The sequence below is a fragment of the Solibacillus sp. genome, assembly GCF_040273735.1.
Classification (GTDB): domain Bacteria; phylum Bacillota; class Bacilli; order Bacillales_A; family Planococcaceae; genus Solibacillus.
Genome location: NZ_JBELZM010000002.1, coordinates 84,161 through 107,863, shown reverse-complemented (window position 1 = coordinate 107,863; position 23,703 = coordinate 84,161). Strand labels below are relative to the sequence as shown.

Genomic DNA, 23,703 nt, shown 5'->3' with positions numbered 1-23,703 from the left:
TTTGATTATGTTTTCATCAATTAAAATGTTACTTTCAAGCAATCAAGACTCTCAAAATAATTTATAAACATATGCAGACGAACAACATTCGGATTCGTCGAAAGCTTTGAAACTTCAGTCATAATCCCTGTCCAATCTTCTGGTACCTGTTTTTTGTCAATCGCTTCAGTTTCCTCAGCCGAGAACAATTTCGGATCTTTCAATGTGACCGGCAGCTGCAGTTCTGCAGGATTAGAACAGCTGCTCGCAATCTTAATTTTTTTATAAAAACCGGTAGGCACAATCGTTAATGCGGTTTCCACTTTTTCTGTATCCAGTCTTGACCAGACAAAATACTGATCGTCCACTTTAACAACTGCTGCTTTATTTAACGTAGGATAAGTCCCTAAAAATTGTGCGGCACTATCAAAATTTGAAAAAACACCGTGCTGCAATGCAAAATACTGTTGCTGTACTTGCTGCTCCTCAGGTGTTTGAACAGTCGGGATTGTTTCTGCAGCTTCTTCGGTTGTCGAAGGTAGTTGCAGAATAAAAACAAATAGTATGACGCCAGCAAGCCCTGTAATACTTCCAATGAACATTGCTTGAAAAATGGCATTATTCCTTAAAGCTTTCATCGTTGCCACAGCTCCATCTCTTTTTCATACAACAATAGCAAAATAGCGATAAAAAAAGAGGAGACTGCTGTCGCCTCCCACTAAAAAGTTTTCGCTATTATTCTTCTTTATTTGCAGTCTGCTTTTTCTATTACGGTTACGGCAATTCATATTTTTCAAATTCCCGTAAATCGCAATATGCGCACTTCCCCCAAAGTTTGTTGCCATGTCGGAATCAGTGCATATTTCGTCGAATTTCACTCAGTAAATAGAGTGAACCGGTAACGACTCGAACTGTTTCACCTATTACTGGGCGCTGTAGAAATTCGTTTACATCTTCAATTATTTGTTTTTCCTTCGCCTGACTAATTTCGTAAAGAGTCATTGCCTGCATGGCCCGTTCATTATGAATATCGGCGAAATAAAAAGCGTCACCGACTTCTTCCAATGACCGCAGAATTGTTTTGACATCCTTGTCTGCCAGTAAACCGATGACAAATTCGATTCGCTTGTTCGGAAAGTGCTCTTTTACCGTATCCACCAATGACTGAATACTTGCAGGATTATGTGCTCCGTCAAAATAAAGATTCGGCCGGATTTGTTCAAAGCGCCCGGCAAGTATTGCATTGTTCACACCCGTACGGATTTTTTGAACATCTAGCGGCAATTTGAAATTCTTTAAAACTTGCAGAAATGCAGTAATGGCCAATGCCATATTATGCCCCTGATGTTTTCCTAGTAGCTGACGCTTTAAATCGGAAATGTTGAGTTGCAGTAATGGATACTCATACACTTCTGTTCCTTCATTTTTGGAAACGAAAAAGTCGGTACCTAACTTGAATAATGGCACATTTTTCTGAACGGCTTCCTTTTCGAAAACTTCGGTAACCTCTTCTGTCATTTCCCCAATTACTGCCGGACGATTTTCTTTCAATATGCCGGCTTTATGATATGCAATACTCGTTAATGTATTGCCTAAAAAATTTGTATGTTCCAAAGCGATACTCGGGACAATCGAAACGATCGGTGTCACAACATTTGTACTGTCTTCCCTGCCGCCCATTCCTGCTTCGATTAACACTAAGTCCGGCTTTTGCTCAGCAAAATATAAAAACGCAACCGCTGTCAGTAGTTCAAAGTCCGTCAGTTTCCCGCTAAGCCCTGCTTTCGCAAACTGCTGAAACATCCGGTCCATCTGCTCATTTGTGATTGATCGGCCATCAATCTGTATTTGATCATGAACATCTACAATACAAGGTGACATAAACTTCCCGACTGATAATCCGTATTCACGTGCCACCCCTTCAATAAATGACAATGTTGAACCTTTTCCGTTCGTTCCCGCTAAATGGACTACATTCAGCTGTTTTTCAGGCTGTCCAAGAAGACGCAGTGCGGATTTAATTGCGTCCAAACCCGGCTTGATCGCTCGTTCACTATTCACTTGCCAACGCTCTTTGTATACATCCAGTAATGGAATCATGAAATCCACCCTCTTTCTGCAAACAGACTGCGCACTTCAGCGATAAAATATAATGAGCCGGTAATAACGAGCAGCTCATCTTCAGCCAAATGGTTCATTTCGTTTTCAATTAGTTCCTGCCAGTCCGAATGCATAAACTTTTTTGAATGTATGCTTTGTTCATATAGCTGCTTCGCTGTTGCCGCGCGCGGCAAGCTAATTTGAGTGAAGTGCATTTCAGATGCGACATCATCCATTAATTTTATACTTACACCATGGTCCTTATCCTGTAAAGCAGCATAGACAAACTTTACTTTATGCTGTGGCGCAGTTTCCTTTAATGTATTTATTAGGGCAGTCGTCCCTTCCGAATTATGGGCACCGTCCAAAATAATATTGTGTTGCACTCTTTCAAAACGCCCTTCCCACTTCGCATGCTGCAAGGCCAATTTTACTTTTTGGGCATTAAAAGACGCAAGATATAAATGTGCTGCTGTAATAGCAAGCGCGGCATTCGCCATTTGATGTTCCCCTGCCATCGCAAGTTTAATTTTGTCGATGTTAATAGTGCCTCGGTAGTCAAAATAAGCACTTTTTTGATTCTCCACATAAAAGTGTTCACCCAATGTATAGACCGGAGCATGTAGCCGTGCTGCCGTTTGCTGAATTACCGCCAGCGCCTCCGTATTTTTCACTCCGACTACGACCGGTTTACCTTGCTTAATAATTCCTGCTTTTTCTGCGGCAATTTCCGCATACGTCTCACCAAGCATATCCGTATGCTCAAGCGAAATTGTTGTTATCACACTTACTTCCGGTGTCACAACGTTTGTCGAGTCCAAACGCCCTCCAATACCGGTTTCAAGCAATGCGATATCCAATGACTGCTCCGAAAAATATTTTAGGGCAAGCAATGTCATGAACTCAAAAAAGCTCGGGAATTTACCGCCCAATTTATCTTTAATGACTTCCGCAATCTCATTTGCAATACGCAAAAAGTCCTCATCGGAAATTTGCTGTTTGTTGATTGTCACCCGTTCATTTGCACGCTCAAGATGCGGAGATATGAATGCGCCGACGGTTAAGCCGTGCTCGATAAAAATTTCACGTGTCGCATTTAATGTTGAACCTTTTCCATTGGAACCGGCAAAATGGATAAATTCTGTTTTTTGTTCCGGGTTGCCAAGCGCATCCAGGATAATCTTCGCTGACTGTAATGGTTCACCTTTATATTGGCTTGCTTTTAGTTTAAAAATATAATCTGTGCATTGCTCCATCGTTTGAAACATTATGTTCTCTCCCTAATACGGCTAATATGTAATATGTTTTATTATAGCTGAATTAAAAGAAAGAGGCACCGTTATACGGTACCTCACTTTGGCATTACATGTTTTTCAGTTCTGCAATGCGTTTTTCAACTGTTGCGTATTTTGCCTCATAATCCGCAAGTTTTTCGCGCTCTGTTGCTACTAATGCTTCCGGTGCTTTTGAAACGAATCGTTCATTCGATAGCTTACCGGAAACTAGTTTTACTTCTTTCGCCCATTTGTCGAGCTCTTTTTCAAGACGTGCGATTTCTTCTTCAATATTAATCAAACCTGCAAGTGGCATGAAGATTTCTGCTCCTGAAACTACTGCTGACATCGCCTGTGCTGGCGCTTCAAGATCCGCCCCGATTGTTAAGCCATCAGGGTTACAGAATTTTTCAATATAGCCTTTGTTCACTTCAAGCACTGCCGATGTTTGTTCATCTTTTGCCGAAATTGTCATCGGTACTTTTTTGCTCATTGGTGTATTCACTTCTGCACGAATATTACGTACAGCACGGATAATATCCATTAACAGCTGCATATCGCCTGCTTCTGCCGTAAAGTTGAACTTCGTGTTTACAGTCGGCCATGCAGCAACTGTAATTGACTCCCCTTCATGCGGCAAGTGCTGCCAAATTTCTTCTGTTACGAAAGGCATGAATGGATGCAGTAAACGCATCGTGTTGTCTAAAACGTAAGCAAGTACTGAACGAGTCGTTAATTTAGCTGCTTCGTCTTCACCGTATAGTGGCAATTTCGCCATTTCGATATACCATGAACAGAAGTCATCCCAAATGAAGTTATAAAGTTCACGGCCTACTTCACCGAACTCATATTTATCAGATAATGTTGTAACACGGTCAATCGTTTCATTCAAGCGTGAAAGAATCCATTTATCCGCTGTTGATAAGTTACCTGTTAAATCAATTTGCTCATATGTCAGGCCTTCCATGTTCATCAATGCAAAACGAGAAGCATTCCAGATTTTATTTACAAAGTTCCATGTAGATTCTACTTTTTCTGTAGAGTAACGTAGATCTTGCCCTGGAGATGAACCTGTTGCAAGGAAATAACGCAATGAATCCGCACCGTATTGGTCGATTACATCCATCGGGTCAACCCCGTTACCAAGAGATTTAGACATTTTGCGTCCTTCAGCATCACGAACTAAACCATGAATTAAAACGTCTTTAAATGGACGCTCGCCTGTAAATTCTTTCCCTTGGAAAATCATACGGCTTACCCAGAAGAAGATGATGTCATAGCCCGTTACTAACGTATTTGTTGGGTAATAGCGCTTGAACATTTCAGATTCTTCATTCGGCCAATCCATTGTAGAAAACGGCCATAAAGCAGATGAGAACCATGTATCAAGAACATCTTCGTCCTGTGTCCAATTCTCTGCATCTTCAGGTGCTTCTTTTCCTACATAAAGCTCGCCTGTTTCTTTGTTGTACCAAGCTGGAATTTGATGACCCCACCATAATTGACGAGAAATACACCAGTCATGAATATTTTCCATCCAGCGGTTATATGTGTTTTCAAAACGATTTGGTACGAAGTTTACTTTTTCGTTTTCATCAGCCTGCATTTTTAATGCTTCTTCAGCAAGCGGAGCCATTTTTACGAACCACTGCTTAGAAAGATATGGCTCTACAACAGCATTCGTACGCTCTGAGTGACCTACTTGGTGTACATGTGGCTCGATTTCGATTAATACGCCTGCCTCTTGTAAATCCGCAACAATTTGCTTACGGCATTCAAAACGATCCATACCAGCATATTTACCCGCTAAGTCATTCATTGTACCATCTTCATTCATAACTAAAATACGTTCTAAGTTATGACGGTTCCCAACTTCAAAGTCGTTCGGGTCATGTGCTGGTGTCATTTTTACAACACCTGTACCGAATTCCATATCTACATAGTCATCTGCAACGATTGGAATTTCACGACCTACGATAGGTAAAATAACTGTTTTCCCTACTAAGTGTGCATAGCGCTCATCTTCCGGGTGTACAGCTACACCAGAGTCACCCAGCATTGTTTCCGGACGAGTTGTTGCAACGCGTAATTTACCTGAACCATCAGCAAGCGGATATTCCATATGATAGAATGCGCCTTCTACTTCTTTGTGAATTACTTCGATGTCTGAAAGGGCTGTTTTGGCAGCTGGATCCCAGTTAATAATACGTTCACCACGGTAAATGTAGCCTTTTTCGTATAATTTAACGAACACTTCTTTTACAGCATCCGATAAACCTTCGTCAAGTGTGAAACGCTCTTTTGAATAGTCTAAGCCTAAACCTAATTTCGACCATTGTGCACGGATGTGAGAAGCGTATTCCTCTTTCCATTCCCATGTTTTTTCCAGGAACTTTTCACGGCCAAGATCATAGCGGGTAATACCTTCACCACGTAATTTTTCTTCTACTTTCGCCTGTGTCGCAATACCCGCGTGGTCCATACCCGGCAACCATAGTGCGTCATATCCTTGCATGCGTTTCATACGAATTAAAATATCTTGCAATGTTGTATCCCAAGCGTGGCCAAGGTGCAGCTTACCTGTTACGTTTGGCGGTGGGATAACGATAGAGTATGGTTCCTTATCGCTTGTTGGATCTGCTTCGAAAAATTTGCCTTTTAACCACCATTCATAGCGGCCGGCTTCAGTTTGCTGCGGATCGTATTTTGTTGGCATTGTAATTTCCGTCATGATGAATCTCTCCTTTGTCACCTTATTATTGGACATAAAAAAACTCCCTTCGTCTAAAAAAAGGACGAGGGAGTTAATTCGCGGTACCACCTTTATTTCCGATCGGGTTTAGTCAAGCGTTCGCATTCCTTACCCACAAACGCTTTCTTTAAATTTAAAAAAGCGCAAGCAGTCAATATGCAGCCTTGGAATGCCCAATCGGCACTTCATTCGATAACGGTGTTTAACCGGATCCTAGCTACTATTAGTTCACTAAGTCAGCTCCTAGGCTACCTTCTGCATGGTTGATGGAGAAACTTTTCAGCTACCGTTTCCTCTCTTGCCATCGATCACATACGTACTCTTCCTAATCTTTGCTTCAATTATATAGTTGCACTTTATTTTAAGCTGTTTTTAATGAAATATCAAGCACGAATGGGGAATATACTTTAACACGTTATCTGTGCTCTTCACATATACTATGCAAAAGGAGTCTGGACATTGCGAAAAAACTACAACCCTTATTTATTGCCTCCATGGCTGCGAAAATTCCGTTTCTTTATGCGCCATTGTATTTTGCCGATTACGATTTTTCAGGCGATCCGTACGGTCTTACTTCCGACAACGGGTGATATATTATTGCTGGCTATTCTAATTTTATTTACCTACTTACTGCTCACAGATTTCATTTAAAATTCACAACAAAAAATGTTCCGTAAGCTTCGATTCTTACGGAACATTTATTTATTTTTTCAATTGTATTTGCACGCGACTATATGCATCGGCCAACTGTTCCAGAAAATCAAGCTCATGGGGAACGGTCTGGGCCATCTGCGTTGATTCTACTTCTTTTTCCGCTTGAAGTCGGGGTTGTACTTCTTCTGCAGGCTGTTCATAAACGATTTCTTCAACTGGTGCCGGCTCCTCTACTTCAGCAATTGCTTGTACTTTCTTTTCCACATCGCAATGGACTGCCCAGCTACACGAGCAATAGCCATTATTCGGCTCCACTTTAATATCATTTATGCGAAGTGAAACAGCTTCAATGTCATCGTTCGGAAAATCTACTGAAAAAGGCAGGGCGTATTCGAAATAACCATGATCTTTTTCAATATCCATATGCTCGATATAGATACCTTCCTCAATTTCATCCTCGCGTGCTACATGATCAAATTGAATATTCCCTTTTACTACATAAATTCCTCTTACTACGACGGAATCTTCGCTAATCTCTTCATGCCATTTCGGTTCTACTACTATTTTAGAATTCTCTTGAACATTTCCTAATTGCTTCGGAAATGTAAATGTCTCTTTCATTTCCCACTGTTGCATAAAAAATCCCCTCCCTACGCTTACATTATGCATAGAAAGGAGATTTATGATTTTATTTATGAGATTATCTCGCTAATTTTTCAAAGACATTATGGAATGCCTGGACTGTTTTTGCGATATGTTCTTCTGTATGCGCCGTAGAAATAAATAGTCCTTCAAATTGTGATGGCGGCAGGAAAATTCCTTCTTCGGCCATTAGCTTGAAGTATTCTGCAAATAACTCTAAATCCGAACTTTTCGCCGAATCAAAGTCGATTACATCTTCGTTTGTGAAGAAGAAACCAATCATCGACCCTGCACGATTCACTGTGTGTGGAATATTGTATTTCGTCGCCGCTGCACGGAAACCGTCTTCCAACTTGTCTCCTAGTTTGCGGAAGTATTCATATGAGTCTTTGTTCAGGCGGCTTAATGTTTCATAGCCGGCTGTCATTGCAAGCGGATTACCTGACAATGTACCTGCTTGGTAAATCGGTCCTGACGGAGCGATTTTCTCCATAATTTCGCGCTTTCCGCCAAAGGCACCAACAGGCAAACCTCCGCCGATTACTTTACCTAGACAAGTAAGGTCAGGTTTAATTCCGTAATATTCCTGGGCACAGCCATAGTCTACACGGAAGCCCGTCATAACTTCATCGAAAATTAAAACCGTTCCATTTTCTTCTGTCAGTTTACGCAGCCCTTCAAGGAAACCTGGCTGTGGCGGAACAACACCCATATTGCCGGCAACCGGTTCTAGAATAACTGCAGCTAAATCAGCGCCGAATTTTTCGAATACTAATTTTGCAGATTCCAGATCATTATACGCAACCGTTAATGTATTTTTGGCAATATCAGCTGGAACACCCGGTGAGTCAGGTAAACCAAGTGTCGCTACACCCGAACCTGCTTTAATCAGCAGTGAATCCCCATGGCCGTGATATGAACCTTCAAATTTTAAAATTTTATCGCGTCCAGTAAATCCACGGGCTAAGCGAAGTGCAGACATTGTTGCTTCTGTACCTGATGATACAAAACGAATCATTTCCATTGAAGGCAAACGGTCCATTACAAGCTTCGCCAGCTTGTTTTCTGAAACAGTAGGTGCACCGAATGATGCGCCTTTAGCTGCCTGATCCTGAATAGCCGAAACAACTTCCGGGTGTGCATGTCCTAAAATTAACGGACCCCATGATAAGACATAGTCAATATATTCATTGCCATCAATATCTTTAATTACTGCACCTTTGCCCGAATCCATAAATATCGGATCCAAGTTTACTGATTTAAATGCACGTACAGGAGAGTTTACTCCGCCTGGCATTAAATCAACCGCTTCTGTAAATGCTGCTTTTGACTTTTCATAACTACGCATATTATTTTTCCTCCAACCAACGACAGACGTCTTTTGCATGATAAGTAATGATTAAATCGGAACCTGCACGCTTCATACCTAATAATGTTTCTAGCACAACCGCTTTTTCATCGATCCAGCCATTTTGTGCAGCTGCTTTTACCATTGAATATTCGCCTGATACATTATACGCCACAACAGGCAGCGGGAAGCTGTTTTTCACATCACGGATAATATCCATATATGCTAATGCCGGTTTCACAATTAGGAAATCTGCACCTTCTTCAACGTCCGAAGTTGCTTCGCGGATCGCTTCCATTCGATTGGAAGGGTCCATTTGATACGTTTTGCGGTCACCGAACTGGGGTGCTCCTTCTGCCGCTTCACGGAATGGTCCATAATAGCTAGAAGCGTATTTCACCGCATAAGACATAATCGGAATATGCTGGAATCCTGCTGAATCCAATCCTGCACGAATTGCCGTTACAAACCCGTCCATCATGTTCGATGGTGCAATAATATCAGCACCGGCTTTTGCTTGAGAAACTGCTGTACGCGCCAACACATCAAGTGATGGATCATTTAACACTTGATCGCCTTCAATAACACCACAATGACCGTGGTCCGTAAATTCACATAAGCAAGTATCTGCTACGACTAAAAGCTCTGGATGACGCTCTTTAATTAAACGTGTTGCTTTCTGTACGATGCCGTGATCATGGAAAGCACCAGTACCGACTGCATCCTTTTCTTTAGGAATTCCGAAAAGTAATACCGCACGAATGCCTAAGTCTACAATTTCATCTACTTCAGCAGCCAAGTTATCTAAAGAAAATTGGAATACGCCCGGCATCGAGCTTACAGGGTTTTTAATATTTTCGCCTTCAATAATAAACAACGGATAAATAAGGTCTTCTTTTTGCAGGTATGTTTCTTTTACGAGTGCACGCATCGCTGCATTTTGACGTAAGCGACGGTGACGTTGGAAATATAGTTCTGTCATTTTGTCTGTTCCTCCAGGATGAGCTGTTCAATTACAGCTTGCATCGTATAGATTTTCGGTTGCACCATTGGCTGCACCCCGTATTTTTCAAGGGCTGCTGTTGTTACATGACCAATCGATGCAAATTTCACATTTTGCCAATCTACTTGCGGAACAATATGCTCAGCATAAATATCTACCGCAGAAGGACTGGCGAATATTACAATCGGATGTTTTTCTGTCAGCAGGCACTGTATTAACTGCGAAAAATATTTTGTGCACGGACGTGTTTCATAAACGGTCCATTCATCCGCTCCAGTACCTTCATGAATCGTCTTTTTCGCCATCGATCCTCGTACAAATAATGCACGTTCACCTGGCTCCATCGAAAATTCCTTCACAAATACATCCGCACTGTAAACAGTTGGCATAAAGTGAATTTCATAGCCGTGCTCCTGCAATATAGCAGCCGTCTTTTCACCGACAGCTGCAATTTTCATGGTGGCCGGAATCGTCTGTACATGCCGTATACATTTATCGATAAAGCTTTTCACCGCATTCTGGCTCGTAAAAATGAGCCACTGATATGCAGGTAATTCATGAAAATAAAATTCATCTTCCTTAGAAATCTTTTCTACTGTTTCGATTAATGGATAATTATAAAATTTCCCCTCATGTTGCTCAATCAATTGCTCTACAGACCTTACAACCGCCGAGCCTGTAATAATCAATGTTTTTCCTAAGAGTGCATTACTCGGCATCTAACTCAGCCTTTACTTTTTGAATTAAGTCAAAGGCACCTTGCTCAGTTAATTTTGCGGCAACTGCTTTACCAACTGCATCCGCGTCAGTCCCTGTTAAAGTTTCCTTATACGTTACAGAAGCATCCGGTGCTGCCACTAAACCTGTTAAAGTAATTGTGTCACCGTCTACTGTAGCATAGCCCGCAATCGGCACTTGGCAGCCCCCATCCATCGCAGCTAAAAACGAGCGCTCTGCATGTGCTGTAGCCCATGTTGTGGCATCCGTCAATTTTGCCAGTTGCTCAAGAAGTTCCGCATCATCCGAGCGGCATTCAATTCCTAATGAACCTTGTGCAACAGCTGGAAGGCAAATATCTGTATCAAAATATTCCGTTACGACTTCATTGCTCCAGCCAAGTCGTTTTAGCCCTGCTGCAGCTAAAATAATCGCATCGAAATCTTCTGTTTCCAGTTTTTTTAGACGTGTATCGACATTTCCGCGAATCCACTTAATTTCAAGGTCTGGACGTGCTTGTAATAATTGTGCGCTACGACGTAATGAACTCGTCCCAACGATTGCACCTTTTGGCAAATCCGCAAACTTCACATGACCATTTGAAATAAAGGCATCGCGCGCATCTTCGCGTGGAGGAATACAGCCAATAATCAGCCCTTCAGGCAATACGGCAGGCATATCTTTCATCGAATGCACAGCAAAGTCGATTTCTTTATCATATAGAGCTTGTTCGATTTCTTTAACGAATAGACCTTTACCGCCAACTTTAGAAAGCTGTACATCTAAGATGCGGTCGCCTTTTGTTACAATTTCCTTGATTTCAAAATCAAATGGTACGCCAGCTTCTTTCAACTCATTAATAAACCAGTTTGTTTGAGTTAATGCTAATTTACTTTTTCGAGATCCTACAATAATTTTTCTCACGTTACTCCGACCTTTCTATTCTGCTAAACCCACAGATGGAAATTTGATAATTTGCTGCCGAGGAAGAAATTGATGACAACGAGTAAAAATAAATAAATATGCACCTGTGCATATACCATGCCGATTAATTTCCCTTTCCGATGCAGCAAAAAGATAATTAAGTAAACAATCGATACGATAAACGAGCCTAAAATTTTTACATCGAAAATAGAAACATTCTCTAATGTTAAAAATGCCCATTCCAACCCTAAAATTAAACTTATTAATAGCAATGGAATGCCAACAATGGTCGATAAATTAATCCACTTAACCATTTGCTGTAAACTTGGCAATCGTGACCATAAATTCGTAAACTTTTTTTGCTTTAATATGCGATATAAAATTAAATACAGCAGCGAGAAGACAAACGCAACCGAAAAAGCGGCGTATGACACAATCGCAAAACTAATATGGATTAACAGCATTTCCGAAACTAATGAATCACCAACGATCTGATCATTGGTTTGCGGTGCAAATAAGTGAATTGTCATAAATACAAAGCTCAATACATTAATAAAAAACACCGGTAAATCAACTCGTACTATACAATGCAGGACGATTGAAAGTGTTGTTAAGAGCCATGCATAAAAGAATACCCCTTCATACAACGACAAAATCGGAAATCTTTTTGTTTCAATGATAAACAAGAAGATAAATAAAGTTTGCAACACCCAGACGATTGAAACAAACCAGAAGGCTACACGTCTGAATTTTATATTTTTATAAAGGTAGTCTGTAAAATAAAGTACGATACAGAGCCCATAGAGAATGATCATAAGCTCGTACAATCTTGTCATTACCATTTCTGTCATATGCACCTTCTCCTGATGGAAACTTACTAAAAAAGCGCTTTCGCTATCTATAATTTTACCATATAGATACGAAAACGCTTATGATTTATTTGAATAAAGTGCTTCAATAAGGCTCAATGTCTATTGGCTATTGTTCAATTAATAAGAGAAACCTGGTTTTAAGGATACCTCTTTTGCTGTTTCACTGCTCTTTACTTCCGGGCGAAGTTGCTGGACCTCTTGCTGCACTTCGTCTTCAATACCGAAGATTTGCTGGAATAATGCAAGCTGAGCTTCCGCATTTTTCTCGTTCGCAAGTTCTTTTGCTTGTAGAATCGGTGTTTTCAATAGCTGATTAATAATCGATTTTGTATGCTTGTTTAAAATTTTACGCTCGCGCTCTGTTAAATTCGGCATTTTGTTTTCGATACTCATCATTGTTTCTTCTTGAATAGATGCCGCTTTTTTGCGTAAGGCAGAAATAACAGGCACGACACCAAGTGTATTAAACCAATCTTTAAATTGAATAATTTCCTCTTGAATCATCGCCGTAATTTCATTTGCAGCACGTTCACGTTCAGCCAAGTTTGCTTGTACAATTCCTTGAAGGTCATCAATATCGTACAGAAAGACATTTGGCACATCGCCAATACGCGGATCTAGATCACGCGGTACCGCAATATCGACCATAAATAACGGATCGCCTTTACGGAATTTCGCAACATCTTTCATCAAGTCCTGATCGATGACATAATCTGTTGCCCCAGTTGAACTGATTAAAATATCTGCTTCCAAAAGAGTACATTGCAGCTCATTCATTGCTTTAGCATCTCCATCAAACTTCGATGCCAAGTTTTGAGCTTTTTCAAATGTACGGTTAATCACCGTTACTTTTCCTACACCATTTCCGTATAGGTTTTGAATTGCAAGCTCACCCATTTTACCCGCACCTAAAATGGCTACATGCTTATCTTTTAGGGAACCAAAGATTTTTTTGGCAAGCTCCACGGCAGCATAAGAAACAGAAACAGCATTTTCTCCAATTGCTGTTTCACTATGGGCGCGTTTTGCGAATGTTACGGCCTGTTTAAATAATTGGTTGTAGACTGTACCAGTTGTACCTATTTCCTGACCTTGTAAAAAACTTTTCTTTACTTGTCCTAAAATTTGCGTTTCCCCAAGCACCATTGAATCAATACCAGCCGTTACACGGAATAAATGGTTTAATGACTCATCTTCTTCACGGATGAATAAGTGATCCTCAAACTGTTCCATCGGTATGTTAAACCAGTTCGCCAAAAATTGTTTAATATAATAGCGACCAGTGTGTAATTGATCAACAACCGCATAAATTTCAGTACGGTTACAAGTAGAGATTATTACATTTTCCAATATGCTTTTTTGTTTTTGTAGCGCTTCCATAGCATTCGGAAGATCCGATTCGATAAACGAGAGCTTTTCACGAATTTCTACTGGCGCTGTTTTATAATTCAGGCCTACTACTAATGTATGCATGAACCCCCACACCTCACACGTTCTAATTCATTGATTTTATTGTAACATAATGACAGCATGATTCCAGATTAGTTTGTGAACATGCTTTGAAAGTATTTACTAAACGTACTTATTTAAATCCAAAAACAACTTTTAAATTGTCAGTGGATGTTTAAACCTTAGTATCTATACCCTAACTTCAGAAAAATACATCTTGTCACATAGAGCGCAAGATGAAGTACTTTCGAGAAAGGAACTTTTATTTTTAAATTAGAATTATTCTAATGTAAGTTTAACAAAGTTCGACACAGATTTCAATCATTCAAACCAAAAAAGAAGCTCACTTTATGAGTGAGCCTCTATTTTGTCACATATTATGAATTTTAGTCCCAATAATGTTTCCTGTTGTATCGATTGCCTGGAATTCCACTTCTACATACAAATCAAATTCCGGGAACTCATAAAGGTTCGGTCGATGCATATAGCGCGAAGAACCTCTTGCCGGCAAGTCGTATTTAACATCTCCACTAGGTGAAATAAATACAACGCGTACACCTTTCACATTGTCGCATCCTGTATTCACATCCGCCAAAATTGTAACTTTTGATGTTTCGATACGCACATCGGTATTGTTAAAGATTGTATCCCCAACTAGACAACTATTGTTCATAACAGGTGTTTTACATAAAATCGTTGTAATGATCGCTTGTAAGGAGCTGTGCAAGTTTTCAATAGATGTAATATTTTGATATGTGCCCTTTGTTTCGGATGAAATATCTTGCAGTAGTTTTTCATTTACAGTTGTATATGATCCAACCGATACTGTGTGGATTGCTATGCCTTTCTTTTTGGCATCATTCAGCACTTTATCAAGCCCATTACTGTTTGAATAACCATCTGTCACAAGGACAATGGCTTTACTTGTATATTGGTTTGTCGTGAAATTACCGATTGCTGTTTCAAGAGCTTTCACAATATTTGTCGAGCGGTTTTCATTTTTATACGTCAATAAGCTATCGATACTTGAAACGACATCCGCTTTATCTGTCGCTTCATGATTTGGACGATTATTGAACCGATACACATGACTTGGGTTTGCTCCGATTTGTTTTATCGTTTGCTTCACTTTATTCGCTGTATAATTTTTTGCATCTCGTGCTTTCATCGAGCCTGAGTGGTCTACGACGAACATTACTTCCGATTCAATAGAACATAAATTGTTTTCATAGCGCGGATTGGCAAAAATTTGTTCAGAGACCGTTGTATTTTTCAGACTTTGAACGACTTTTTCATAACGTGGATCTAAATCGATCAAGCGTGCCTTAACTTGAGCTTTACCGTATAAAATATCGTCAAAGTATACTACAGCAGATCCGCGGCTGCCTGTGCCGTTATTATAGTCTTTCGTATTTGTATCAAATGATACGACACGTGTTTTGCCGTTAAATGTAACTTCCACCGTTCCTTTATAGTCGGTAATAATTACCCCGCCTGGCGCGACAAGGTTGACGATTACTTTCGTATAACGGTCCATGCCATCCGGGCGTTGCTGCAGTTCTTTTCCTGCAAGCAATACTTTAATTTTCGCAACGGCACCTTCCAGCTTCCCGATTACGTCCGCATAATCTTTTCGCAATAAGTTTTTGTCGATTTGACCTAATCGATCATACATCGCCTTAATGACCTCAACCGATTCTTCATGCGCTAATGTTACCTGATCAGCAATCGGTAAAAACTTGTCTGTTAAATAAATAATGACCGCATGGAGCATTGAATCGAATGCTTTAGTATCTTCTTCACTCATAACACCTTGCAAATCGTATGTGGCACGTCCCTCATTGTTGACCGTGTACATTACTTTAGCATTGCCGAGACCGCCCCAAGAAGACTCCTCTTTTGGTCCTTCAATCATATAGTCGAGAATTTGTTCGAACAGCCAAACCGAAATAATTTGACCTTCCAGCTTCAAATCTGCATTCCCGTACTGAATTTCTTTGGAAGTAACCTGGCCTTGTGTCAGTTTTCCATCAGCAGTTGTATAGCTTTCCCATTTAGATCCTGTCATTACTTTTAAATCGGGATCGTAGTCTGAAATTGTAATAACCCCGTTTTGTGTAAATGGTACTGTCGTTGTCCCTACAACACCTTGAGGTAATGCAGGTAATGGTCTTACCCCCGGATCAACCGTTCCGCCATTCCATTCCGTCTGTTCTGGATCAAACACTTCATAAGTAATACGAAGTTCCGCTTTTGGCACATAGCGGACAGATGCTTCAATAACCTGATTTTTGTACGTGTAATACTTTTCTGATGGATTAATCATCTCAAAACGAATTGTATCGACTACTGACTTCGTTAAAGCAGGCGCCGTTACATATACGCTAAGCTGTGGTCCATCGGTATAAACCGTTGTTGATTGACCGCTTGTACTTGTATTCGTTTCGGAAACTTTTGCCCCAGCTTTTGAAGTCACTTTGAATGCCAATGATTCATCATATGAAATGTCATTGCCGTAACTATCGCGTAAATCAATGGTAATTAAAGTAGAATCAACACCATTTGCTGTAAGCTCTTCGTTTTCTACATTAATTTTTTTAACCGCTTTATAAACATCCGGACGTGTCACTTTATCATCCGTGTTTTTACCTGGAGTTGTCGGAATCGTTACAGTACCGTTTTTACTCTCAACAAAGTTCACCGGTAATGTAATTTTATTATTGTCTTTTCCACCAGGTGTACTTGCCAGACCTTCGATCGCCAATTTCCCTTGCTGGTTGATGCGGTACATGAAGACCGCCATATCACCGCGATTAATGTTGCGTGTCGGCTTATAGTCTTCATATGTGCGTTTTCCGGTTGTACCTGTTGTAATTTCGTTCATATATAAATATCTGACCGCCTGGATTTCTGATAAATCAAGACCATTTACCGCCGCATAGAGCCTTGCAAAGTGGCCCCTTGAAATATTGGCATTGCGTTTTGATTTATTATTAACGCCATATAACGGAATATTCAAGTCACCATAATATTTATATAGCATATCTTTATCATTTGTATTGAAATGATAGTTTTTGTCCATCTTCGCTAAAAACTGCAGCATCTGCCATTCCATTACGAGGGTCCCGGACTGGAATTTATTTCCTTTATATAACTGTAAATAATCATTATCTATTGTCCATTTTGCTGCTTTATATTTCGAATTATTACTCGCTATATCCGTAATTTGCTTGCTTGCGGCTTCCGTTTCCGAAGCACCGAACGGAAATACCACGGAAAATACTAGAAGACAACAGAGCAGTATGGCCATTAGTTTCTTCATTTTACTCATGTTTGCAACCCCTTAGTTAAAGAACAGAATATTGTCTCGGTAATTCTCTTTTAGATCGGCTTCTAAATAACGTAAAAATCGTTCAATAATCGCAGAAGACTGTGCACGTGTCAGTGTTGCTTTCGGATTGAAATAACCGTCGCTGCCTGACATTAATCCTAACTGTGTTGCAACATAAATTGCATCGCGTGCATAATCCGTAATTTTGTAATCATCTCTATAGTCTGTAGAATAGCCAGGATCAGGTGCTTTTCCTTCCAGCCCAAGTGCGCGCACTAAAATTGTCGCTGCCTGCTGGCGTGTTAAAAAACCATCCGGATCAAATGTCGTAGGATTTTTCCCTTTAATAACTCCTTTATCGACCGTTGCCACTAAGTAATTGTAATCCTTTACTGTACGTTTCACGTCTTTAAAAATAGAAGGCTGTGTCTTCTTACGGTTCGTTTCTTCCAATACACGCAGATCAATTGCTTTACCAATTGCGATTGCAAAATCAAAGCGCTGTACAGGTGTATTTGGTGAGTAGAAGTTGGATTGGTCATCCAATATTCCCAGTGAATACAGTTTTTCAATTTGCTCGCGTGCCCAGTTGGAAGATAAATCACGGAATTTAGGAATTTTCAGCATTTCCAGTTTCGGCATATAATCGATATTGCTTGCGACAGTTCCTTTGCTACTAGGCAAATCGTATTCGTATTCCGAAAGCGAATCGGCAGAGCTAATCGTTTTATAGTTACCGTTAAAACTTGATAAAGATGCATCGTTTTCGTTATATTCCAGTGTTCGTGATTTGGATGTCGATACTTTATTTTTCACTGTACCGATCGTCCCGTCATCAAATTCAATTTCAAGATCCGTTATTTGTGTTTCAGTAGCTCCCCAGAAATTCTCATAACCTTCATTTCGGCTATCTGCATTCACCGTTATCGTTTTTGTAACAGCGTTCTTACCACGGCCTGTCGTTTCGGTATATGTTTTGCGGGCAATCGCATTTCCTGAATAATAGTCGGATGCCGGACGCTTGTCTGTAATTGTACTTTTTGAAAGCTGATAATCCGCCAATGTAAATGTTCTGTCGCCAACTGTAATTTTTTCGGTAAATTTTGTAACCTCACCCGTTGCCGAGCTTTGCCCTACTTGGTCATAGTTTGTAACATCGTATGTATACGTAAAATTCCGCGTCAGCTTCTCTCCATTTGGTCCCGCCAACGTAAACTTATACGTTTCAGTTAGCTTGCCCTTAGATTCTTTCGTTGAAATCGTTACATTTTTATTTGTGCCCGTAAATTTAATCGGTTTTCCCGTTAAGAAAAAGTATTCTTCATATTCATATTCGTTTTTTATACCGCCTGTTAAATCAATAGATTGTGCGGAACTTGATGAAGGGAGCAGCATCAGAAAAAATGAGCATGCCAATAGGAAGGTGAAGCAAAGTTTCTTTCTCACAAATTCGTCCCTCATTTCTTTAAAATTCACATTTGTTTAAATTGCATGCGGGTAACTGGTCCCGCATGCATTTTTTAACTAGTTTACTAATAATACATAAACTTCAGATGTTGAACGTGCAATTGCTGTTACATGATCTGCCTTATTAATATCAGAAATATCGATTACTTCACCATCTTTAATAACCATCGCTTTTGATAAGTCGAGTGAAAGTGAACCGGATCGGTAGCTCCAGTGACCATCTTTACTCCACTGGCTGCTGTTAACAACAGAAATCTTTTTCGTATTCACATTAATCGAACTTACACGACCAGTTAATGTTAACGTAGCCAGTTTCTCATTTGGCACAAAATGAATGCCCTCAATATGACCATCATTTACAAAGAAGTATCCGTAATATGGATTTGGTGAATTTGTATAATTATCGTATAAATCGAGATCCAGTTCCGGAATGACTTTAAATTGCTTTGTTCCATCCAGTTCTGAAGCGATTGTTGAATTACTGTAAGCAAATGATGCAACGGAATTATCCGTATTCCAGAAATGATTATCGAAACGTTGTAAGTCTGATAACTCCACTTCATATGCATCTAAATCCGCCACATCAATTCGACCAAAGTAAAGTTTATATTTTGATAGATTCGGCGCTAAATAAGCATCATTTGTTATATTTACGATATGAGCATAATCACTCTTAGTTGTACCATCCGTTAATACAAACGCCGTTGTCGAAATCGGTTTTTGCGCTAAATCAAGAGCAATAAGACCTTCAGGTTCTACTAAACGGCCATTGCGGATTAAAATCGAACCGTTATGGTAATTTAATTTTAAAGAATTTTTAAGTTGCAGCGTGTTCACACCAAGATTGACACTTGTAATAGGTTGATAGAAAGTACGCTCATTTTTAGCCAATACGATAATCTTATCGATTACTTCTTTGCTGAATTGAGTTTTTGTTACAAAATAAAGCTCACTATTTTTATATTTTTTTAATTGGCTTTTTGAGATTTTTTTATTTCCTACATAAATGCTTGTATTGTTTGTAAAATTAAATGTAGCCTGTGTTTTCGTACTTACTGTTCCAAAGCGCCAGTTTAGTAAAGGATGTGCATTTTTAACATTTAGCGAATTTTTGTTTGTATTAACCGTATTTAAATCTGCTTTATATAATTCTGACACCATATTGGCTGTGCTCATAATCGTAATTTCAGCGATTCGGGAAGTATTGGCTGTTGCAAATTTTAAGCGGACACGATCCCCTACATAAAGTGTGCTTAAATCTACAGATGAGTTTCCTTTGAACACTTCCGTATTATCTGTCACTGTATAATTTTTCGTTGAAGAACCATCGATTTTCACACGGAGCTGCAAACCGTTAGGATCAATCTGTGTCACAGCACCTGTTACTTGTTTGCTGTTTTCGACGATTGAACCGCCTTCTACATTTGTAGAACCACGCATTTCTGTAATTTTGCCTAAGTTTAATTTAATTGTGACATTCATTCCTGCTTTAAACCCTGCAATTGTTGTCAGCGTATTATTAATATAGTATTTCCCAGTATTGGCAAGGTTAAATGTTGCGTTTTTCCCTGCACTGTTTTTTAATGTGACACTTTTTAATGTTCGTGTGACATTCCCTTTCTTATCTTCAGTTTCATTATAATTTGCTTTCATAAATGTATATGTATTCGATGCTTCAGCTTGCTGCCCTGTTGGTAAGATCGCTAAAGCAAAAGTAATTGCCATTAATATGATAATGATTTTTTTTAGCAATTTTTCCGCCTCCTTCTCTCAGTAACTTTCTTTTAATTCATAGTAAACGTCTGAAATATTTGCATTCAATTCCAAATATTGACGCAGGACCTATTTTAGTGTAACAAATTTGCCGACTATTGGCATTGGTTGTCGAAATTATTTATACGGAAATATCGATTGTTTTACCTAATATGGGGTGTGACGCATCGATCACTTCGATTATTTGTTCCGCGTTTTGTTGCTGAAACTCCATCGTTTTTTTCGTCATGGCCAATGAAACCTCTTGCATCAATTCAGTATGTTTCATCGACATCGCTAATGCAGCAATATCCAAATGTACACCTCCTATTTACCTTTATCGGCAAAATACTATGAATATCAAGTAATTATTATTATTAATGAGAGTAAATTGACCAAAATAAAAAACAACCCCGAAAGTTAATTCGAGGTTGCATTGTTTACATGCGTGATTCAATTTCGGCCCAAGCTTCTTCAAAACCAAGACCTTTTTCAGAAGAAAACACAATTAATGGATCTTGCTTTTCCATTTGTAATGTTTCGCGAACAATCTTTTTATGCTTATCCCATTTTCCTTTCGGAATTTTGTCGGCCTTAGTTGCGACAACTATTACCGGGATATTGTAATGCTTTAAAAAATCATACATCATGCAATCATCTGAAGTTGGGTTATGTCGAATATCAACAATTAAGACAACCGCTCTTAACTGTTCGCGACTCATAAAGTACTGTTCGATCATTCTTCCCCATGCTGCACGTTCTGATTTTGAAACTTTTGCATAGCCGTATCCTGGTACGTCAACATAATAGAGCTGTTCTTCAATTTTATAGAAGTTCAGCTGTTGTGTTTTACCAGGTTTTGACGAAATACGTGCCATTGCTTTACGGCCAATCATACGATTGATAAACGAAGATTTGCCGACATTTGAACGACCCGCTAAAGCGAATTCAGGTAACCCGTCTTCCGGGAACTGTTCTGGTCGGACAAAGCTGCCGATCATTTCTACGTTATGGACTTTCATTACTTATTAAAACCTCCATCTAGTGCGAGCGCAAGAACTTCTTCCGCTTGTGAAACTAGTTTAAATGTGAGTTGCTCACGAATTGTTTCAGGAATATCATCAATATCACGTTCATTGTCTTGCGGAATGATAATCGTCGTTAATCCTGCACGGTGGGCACTTAATGATTTCTCTTTTAAGCCGCCGATCGGCAGTACACGACCCCGTAATGTTACTTCTCCAGTCATTCCAATTTCGCGTTTAATTGCTTTTCCAGTTATTGCAGATACAATAGCAGTCGTCATCGTAATACCTGCTGATGGACCATCTTTTGGTACTGCGCCTTCCGGAACGTGGACATGAATATCGTGCTGATCGAAATAATCAGCATCCACACCTAAATCGTTTGTTAAAGTGCGGACAAATGAAAGCGCAATTTGTGCGGATTCCTTCATTACATCGCCAAGCTTCCCTGTTAAAATTAATTTACCTTTACCAGGGGTTAATGAAACCTCGATCTGCAATGTATCACCACCGACTGTCGTATAGGCAAGTCCGGTAGCAACACCTACTTGGTTTTCCATTTCCGCCTGTCCATAGCGGAAGCGGTGTTTACCAAGCATATCCACTAATACTTTAGAGTTGACCGTTACTTTTTTCTTCTCGCCAGATACGATTTTTTTCGCTGCTTTACGGCAAACAGTCGCAACTTGACGTTCCAATCCACGAACACCAGCTTCACGTGTATAGTAACGAATTAAATCCGTAATTGCTTCGTCTTTCATTGACATTTGCGTTTTCTTCAAACCATGTTCCTTCATCTGTTTCGGAATCAAATGGTTCTTAGTAATTTCTACTTTTTCGAATTCTGTATAACCTGCGATATTAATGACTTCCATACGATCAAGTAATGGTGCTGGAATCGTACTTAAATCATTTGCTGTTGCGATAAATAATACATCTTGCAAATTGTATGGCTCTTCAATGAAGTGATCACTGAATGTATTATTTTGCTCCGGGTCCAATACTTCAAGCATTGCAGCAGATGGGTCTCCACGGAAGTCATTTGACATTTTATCAATTTCATCAAGTAAAAATACAGGATTTGTCGTGCCCGCTTTTTTCATTCCTTGAATGATACGTCCCGGCATTGCGCCCACATACGTACGACGGTGACCACGAATTTCAGATTCATCACGTACACCGCCAAGTGAAACACGGACAAATTTACGGTCAAGGCTTTCTGCGATAGAACGCGCTAAACTCGTTTTACCTACGCCTGGAGGTCCTGCTAAACATAAAATCGGACCGCGCAATGAATTCATTAATTGACGTACTGATAAATATTCCAAAACGCGTTCTTTTACTTTTTCTAACCCATCATGATCGCGATTTAAAATTTCTTCAGCATAGGCAATATCAATACGGTCTTCCGTTTTTTCTGTCCAAGGAATCGAAACAAGCCATTCCAAATAGTTACGGATGACCCCACTCTCTGCACTTGCAGCAGGTAACTTTTCGTAGCGGTCCAGTTCTTTAAATGCAACTTTTTGTGTAGACTCCGGCATTCCGGCACTATCGATTTTTTTACGAAGTTCGGCAATTTCACCCGTTTTTCCTTCGCGGTCACCAAGCTCTGTTTGAATTGCTTTCATTTGCTCACGCAGATAATACTCTTTCTGTGTGCGCTCCATCGCCTGCTTCACTTTTGTACTGATTTTTTTCTCGAGATTTAAAATCTCCTGCTCATCATGCAAACGAATCATCAAGTGGTCTAGACGCTTTTTAATGTTCGTAATATCGAGCACTTCCTGCTTTTCATTAATTTTGAAAGGCAGATGAGAAGCAATGACATCTGCTAATCGGCCCGGTTCCTCAATATCAAGTACCAATTCGATTGTTTCCGTCGTAATTTTATTTGAAGATTTTGCGTATTTTTCGAAATACGCTAACACAGTACGCATTAAAGCTTCTGTTTCCGCATCTTTGTGCAGTTCATCTTCAAATAGTTCCAAATCAGCAGTTGTAAATTTACCGGAATCTTCATAACGAACCATTTCCGCACGGTTTAAACCTTCAACCAGAATACGTAAAGTTCCATTTGGCAGCTTTAGCATTTGTTTTACTTTCGCTAATGTCCCCATTTTATAAAGATCTGCTTTTCCCGGTGAATCAACACGTAAATCCTTTTGAGTTACTAAAAAGATTGTGCTGTCCTCAAGCATCGCATGTTCTAGTGCAGCAATAGAACGTTCTCGACCCACATCAATATGTAAAACCATCGTTGGGTATACAAGAAGTCCTCTTAACGGTAAAACTGGCATATTAGTTAATTTTTTTGTCACGCGGGTATTCACCTCCATCCAAATCGTAAAAAACAACCCGCAATATAAGTATGTGTTAGTTCCTTGTCAATTACGCCTAAGCGTAACTGAGTC

At 39.8% G+C, this 23,703-nt stretch carries 18 protein-coding genes and 1 other annotated feature; of the genes, 1 reads left to right on the top strand and 17 read right to left on the bottom strand.

The window, feature by feature from the left end; translation table 11 throughout:
* Positions 1 to 20: 20 nt before the first annotated feature.
* The 4 genes from ABS917_RS02625 to ABS917_RS02610 form a co-directional block, all read right to left on the bottom strand.
* Positions 21 to 617 carry a translation initiation factor 2 gene (locus tag ABS917_RS02625; RefSeq protein ID WP_350477830.1) on the bottom strand — a complete coding sequence of 199 codons (597 nt, stop codon included), beginning with the start codon at positions 615 to 617 and terminating at the stop codon, positions 21 to 23.
* Between the two features lie 214 nt (positions 618 to 831).
* Positions 832 to 2,079, bottom strand: coding sequence for a bifunctional folylpolyglutamate synthase/dihydrofolate synthase (locus tag ABS917_RS02620; RefSeq protein WP_350477550.1), 1,248 nt, complete (start codon positions 2,077 to 2,079; stop codon positions 832 to 834).
* The gene (locus ABS917_RS02615) at positions 2,076 to 3,347 is read right to left on the bottom strand and encodes a bifunctional folylpolyglutamate synthase/dihydrofolate synthase (RefSeq protein WP_350477549.1); all 1,272 of its coding nucleotides are present in this window, start codon (positions 3,345 to 3,347) and stop codon (positions 2,076 to 2,078) included. The genes ABS917_RS02620 and ABS917_RS02615 overlap by 4 nt, the downstream gene beginning before the upstream one ends.
* A 94-nt stretch (positions 3,348 to 3,441) precedes the next feature.
* A complete protein-coding gene (locus ABS917_RS02610; RefSeq protein WP_350477548.1) occupies positions 3,442 to 6,084 on the bottom strand; it encodes a valine--tRNA ligase in 2,643 nt (880 codons plus the stop codon).
* Positions 6,085 to 6,141: 57 nt separating this feature from the next.
* Positions 6,142 to 6,447, bottom strand: a binding site (T-box leader).
* Between the two features lie 117 nt (positions 6,448 to 6,564).
* On the opposite strand from ABS917_RS02610, the gene ABS917_RS02605 reads away from it, so the two are divergent.
* Positions 6,565 to 6,756, top strand: coding sequence for a hypothetical protein (locus tag ABS917_RS02605; RefSeq protein ID WP_079528065.1), 192 nt, complete (start codon positions 6,565 to 6,567; stop codon positions 6,754 to 6,756).
* 51 nt (positions 6,757 to 6,807) lie between these two features.
* On the opposite strand, the gene ABS917_RS02600 is transcribed toward ABS917_RS02605, so the two are convergent.
* The 13 genes from ABS917_RS02600 to lon all read right to left on the bottom strand — a co-directional run bounded on the left by ABS917_RS02600 (position 6,808) and on the right by lon (position 23,628).
* On the bottom strand, positions 6,808 to 7,395 hold the full coding sequence (locus tag ABS917_RS02600) for an alanine racemase (RefSeq protein ID WP_350477547.1): 588 nt from the start codon (positions 7,393 to 7,395) through the stop codon (positions 6,808 to 6,810).
* A gap of 64 nt (positions 7,396 to 7,459) precedes the next feature.
* Complete coding sequence (gene hemL / locus ABS917_RS02595) at positions 7,460 to 8,749, bottom strand: glutamate-1-semialdehyde 2,1-aminomutase (protein ID WP_350477546.1); 1,290 nt, start codon at positions 8,747 to 8,749, stop codon at positions 7,460 to 7,462.
* A 1-nt stretch (position 8,750) separates the two neighbouring features.
* On the bottom strand, positions 8,751 to 9,731 hold the full coding sequence (gene hemB / locus ABS917_RS02590) for a porphobilinogen synthase (RefSeq protein ID WP_350477545.1): 981 nt from the start codon (positions 9,729 to 9,731) through the stop codon (positions 8,751 to 8,753).
* Positions 9,728 to 10,471, bottom strand: coding sequence for a uroporphyrinogen-III synthase (locus ABS917_RS02585; protein WP_350477544.1), 744 nt, complete (start codon positions 10,469 to 10,471; stop codon positions 9,728 to 9,730). Before ABS917_RS02585 ends, hemB begins: the two co-directional genes overlap by 4 nt.
* Positions 10,461 to 11,393 carry a hydroxymethylbilane synthase gene (gene hemC / locus ABS917_RS02580; protein WP_350477543.1) on the bottom strand — a complete coding sequence of 311 codons (933 nt, stop codon included), beginning with the start codon at positions 11,391 to 11,393 and terminating at the stop codon, positions 10,461 to 10,463. Before hemC ends, ABS917_RS02585 begins: the two co-directional genes overlap by 11 nt.
* 23 nt (positions 11,394 to 11,416) lie before the next feature.
* Complete coding sequence (gene ccsA / locus ABS917_RS02575; RefSeq protein ID WP_350477542.1) at positions 11,417 to 12,244, bottom strand: cytochrome c biogenesis protein CcsA; 828 nt, start codon at positions 12,242 to 12,244, stop codon at positions 11,417 to 11,419.
* A gap of 138 nt (positions 12,245 to 12,382) precedes the next feature.
* Positions 12,383 to 13,738: a glutamyl-tRNA reductase gene (gene hemA, locus ABS917_RS02570; RefSeq protein ID WP_350477541.1), complete on the bottom strand. Its 1,356-nt coding sequence runs from the start codon at positions 13,736 to 13,738 to the stop codon at positions 12,383 to 12,385.
* A 346-nt stretch (positions 13,739 to 14,084) separates the two neighbouring features.
* Positions 14,085 to 17,045, bottom strand: coding sequence for a vWA domain-containing protein (locus tag ABS917_RS02565; RefSeq protein ID WP_350477540.1), 2,961 nt, complete (start codon positions 17,043 to 17,045; stop codon positions 14,085 to 14,087).
* Positions 17,046 to 17,057: 12 nt separating this feature from the next.
* Positions 17,058 to 18,491: an S-layer homology domain-containing protein gene (locus ABS917_RS02560; RefSeq protein ID WP_350477539.1), complete on the bottom strand. Its 1,434-nt coding sequence runs from the start codon at positions 18,489 to 18,491 to the stop codon at positions 17,058 to 17,060.
* A 78-nt stretch (positions 18,492 to 18,569) separates the two neighbouring features.
* The gene (locus ABS917_RS02555; protein ID WP_350477538.1) at positions 18,570 to 20,264 is read right to left on the bottom strand and encodes a phosphate ABC transporter ATPase; all 1,695 of its coding nucleotides are present in this window, start codon (positions 20,262 to 20,264) and stop codon (positions 18,570 to 18,572) included.
* A 142-nt stretch (positions 20,265 to 20,406) separates the two neighbouring features.
* Entirely contained in the window at positions 20,407 to 20,580 is a 174-nt protein-coding gene (locus tag ABS917_RS02550; protein ID WP_350477537.1) for a YjfB family protein, read from the bottom strand.
* Between the two features lie 124 nt (positions 20,581 to 20,704).
* On the bottom strand, positions 20,705 to 21,286 hold the full coding sequence (yihA, locus tag ABS917_RS02545; RefSeq protein WP_339172233.1) for a ribosome biogenesis GTP-binding protein YihA/YsxC: 582 nt from the start codon (positions 21,284 to 21,286) through the stop codon (positions 20,705 to 20,707).
* Complete coding sequence (gene lon / locus ABS917_RS02540; protein ID WP_350477829.1) at positions 21,286 to 23,628, bottom strand: endopeptidase La; 2,343 nt, start codon at positions 23,626 to 23,628, stop codon at positions 21,286 to 21,288. Before lon ends, yihA begins: the two co-directional genes overlap by 1 nt.
* Positions 23,629 to 23,703 lie beyond the last annotated feature (75 nt).

Coding starts and splice junctions, on each gene's coding strand:
- ABS917_RS02625 (WP_350477830.1), bottom strand. CDS start 617: ATGAAAGCTTTAAGGAATAATGCCATTTTTCAAGCAATGTTCATTGGA.
- lon (WP_350477829.1), bottom strand. CDS start 23,628: ATGGAGGTGAATACCCGCGTGACAAAAAAATTAACTAATATGCCAGTT.
- yihA (WP_339172233.1), bottom strand. CDS start 21,286: ATGAAAGTCCATAACGTAGAAATGATCGGCAGCTTTGTCCGACCAGAA.
- ABS917_RS02610 (WP_350477548.1), bottom strand. CDS start 6,084: ATGACGGAAATTACAATGCCAACAAAATACGATCCGCAGCAAACTGAA.
- ABS917_RS02620 (WP_350477550.1), bottom strand. CDS start 2,079: ATGATTCCATTACTGGATGTATACAAAGAGCGTTGGCAAGTGAATAGT.
- hemA (WP_350477541.1), bottom strand. CDS start 13,738: ATGCATACATTAGTAGTAGGCCTGAATTATAAAACAGCGCCAGTAGAA.
- ABS917_RS02565 (WP_350477540.1), bottom strand. CDS start 17,045: ATGAGTAAAATGAAGAAACTAATGGCCATACTGCTCTGTTGTCTTCTA.
- ccsA (WP_350477542.1), bottom strand. CDS start 12,244: ATGACAGAAATGGTAATGACAAGATTGTACGAGCTTATGATCATTCTC.
- ABS917_RS02600 (WP_350477547.1), bottom strand. CDS start 7,395: ATGCAACAGTGGGAAATGAAAGAGACATTTACATTTCCGAAGCAATTA.
- ABS917_RS02615 (WP_350477549.1), bottom strand. CDS start 3,347: ATGTTTCAAACGATGGAGCAATGCACAGATTATATTTTTAAACTAAAA.
- ABS917_RS02585 (WP_350477544.1), bottom strand. CDS start 10,471: ATGCCGAGTAATGCACTCTTAGGAAAAACATTGATTATTACAGGCTCG.
- hemB (WP_350477545.1), bottom strand. CDS start 9,731: ATGACAGAACTATATTTCCAACGTCACCGTCGCTTACGTCAAAATGCA.
- hemL (WP_350477546.1), bottom strand. CDS start 8,749: ATGCGTAGTTATGAAAAGTCAAAAGCAGCATTTACAGAAGCGGTTGAT.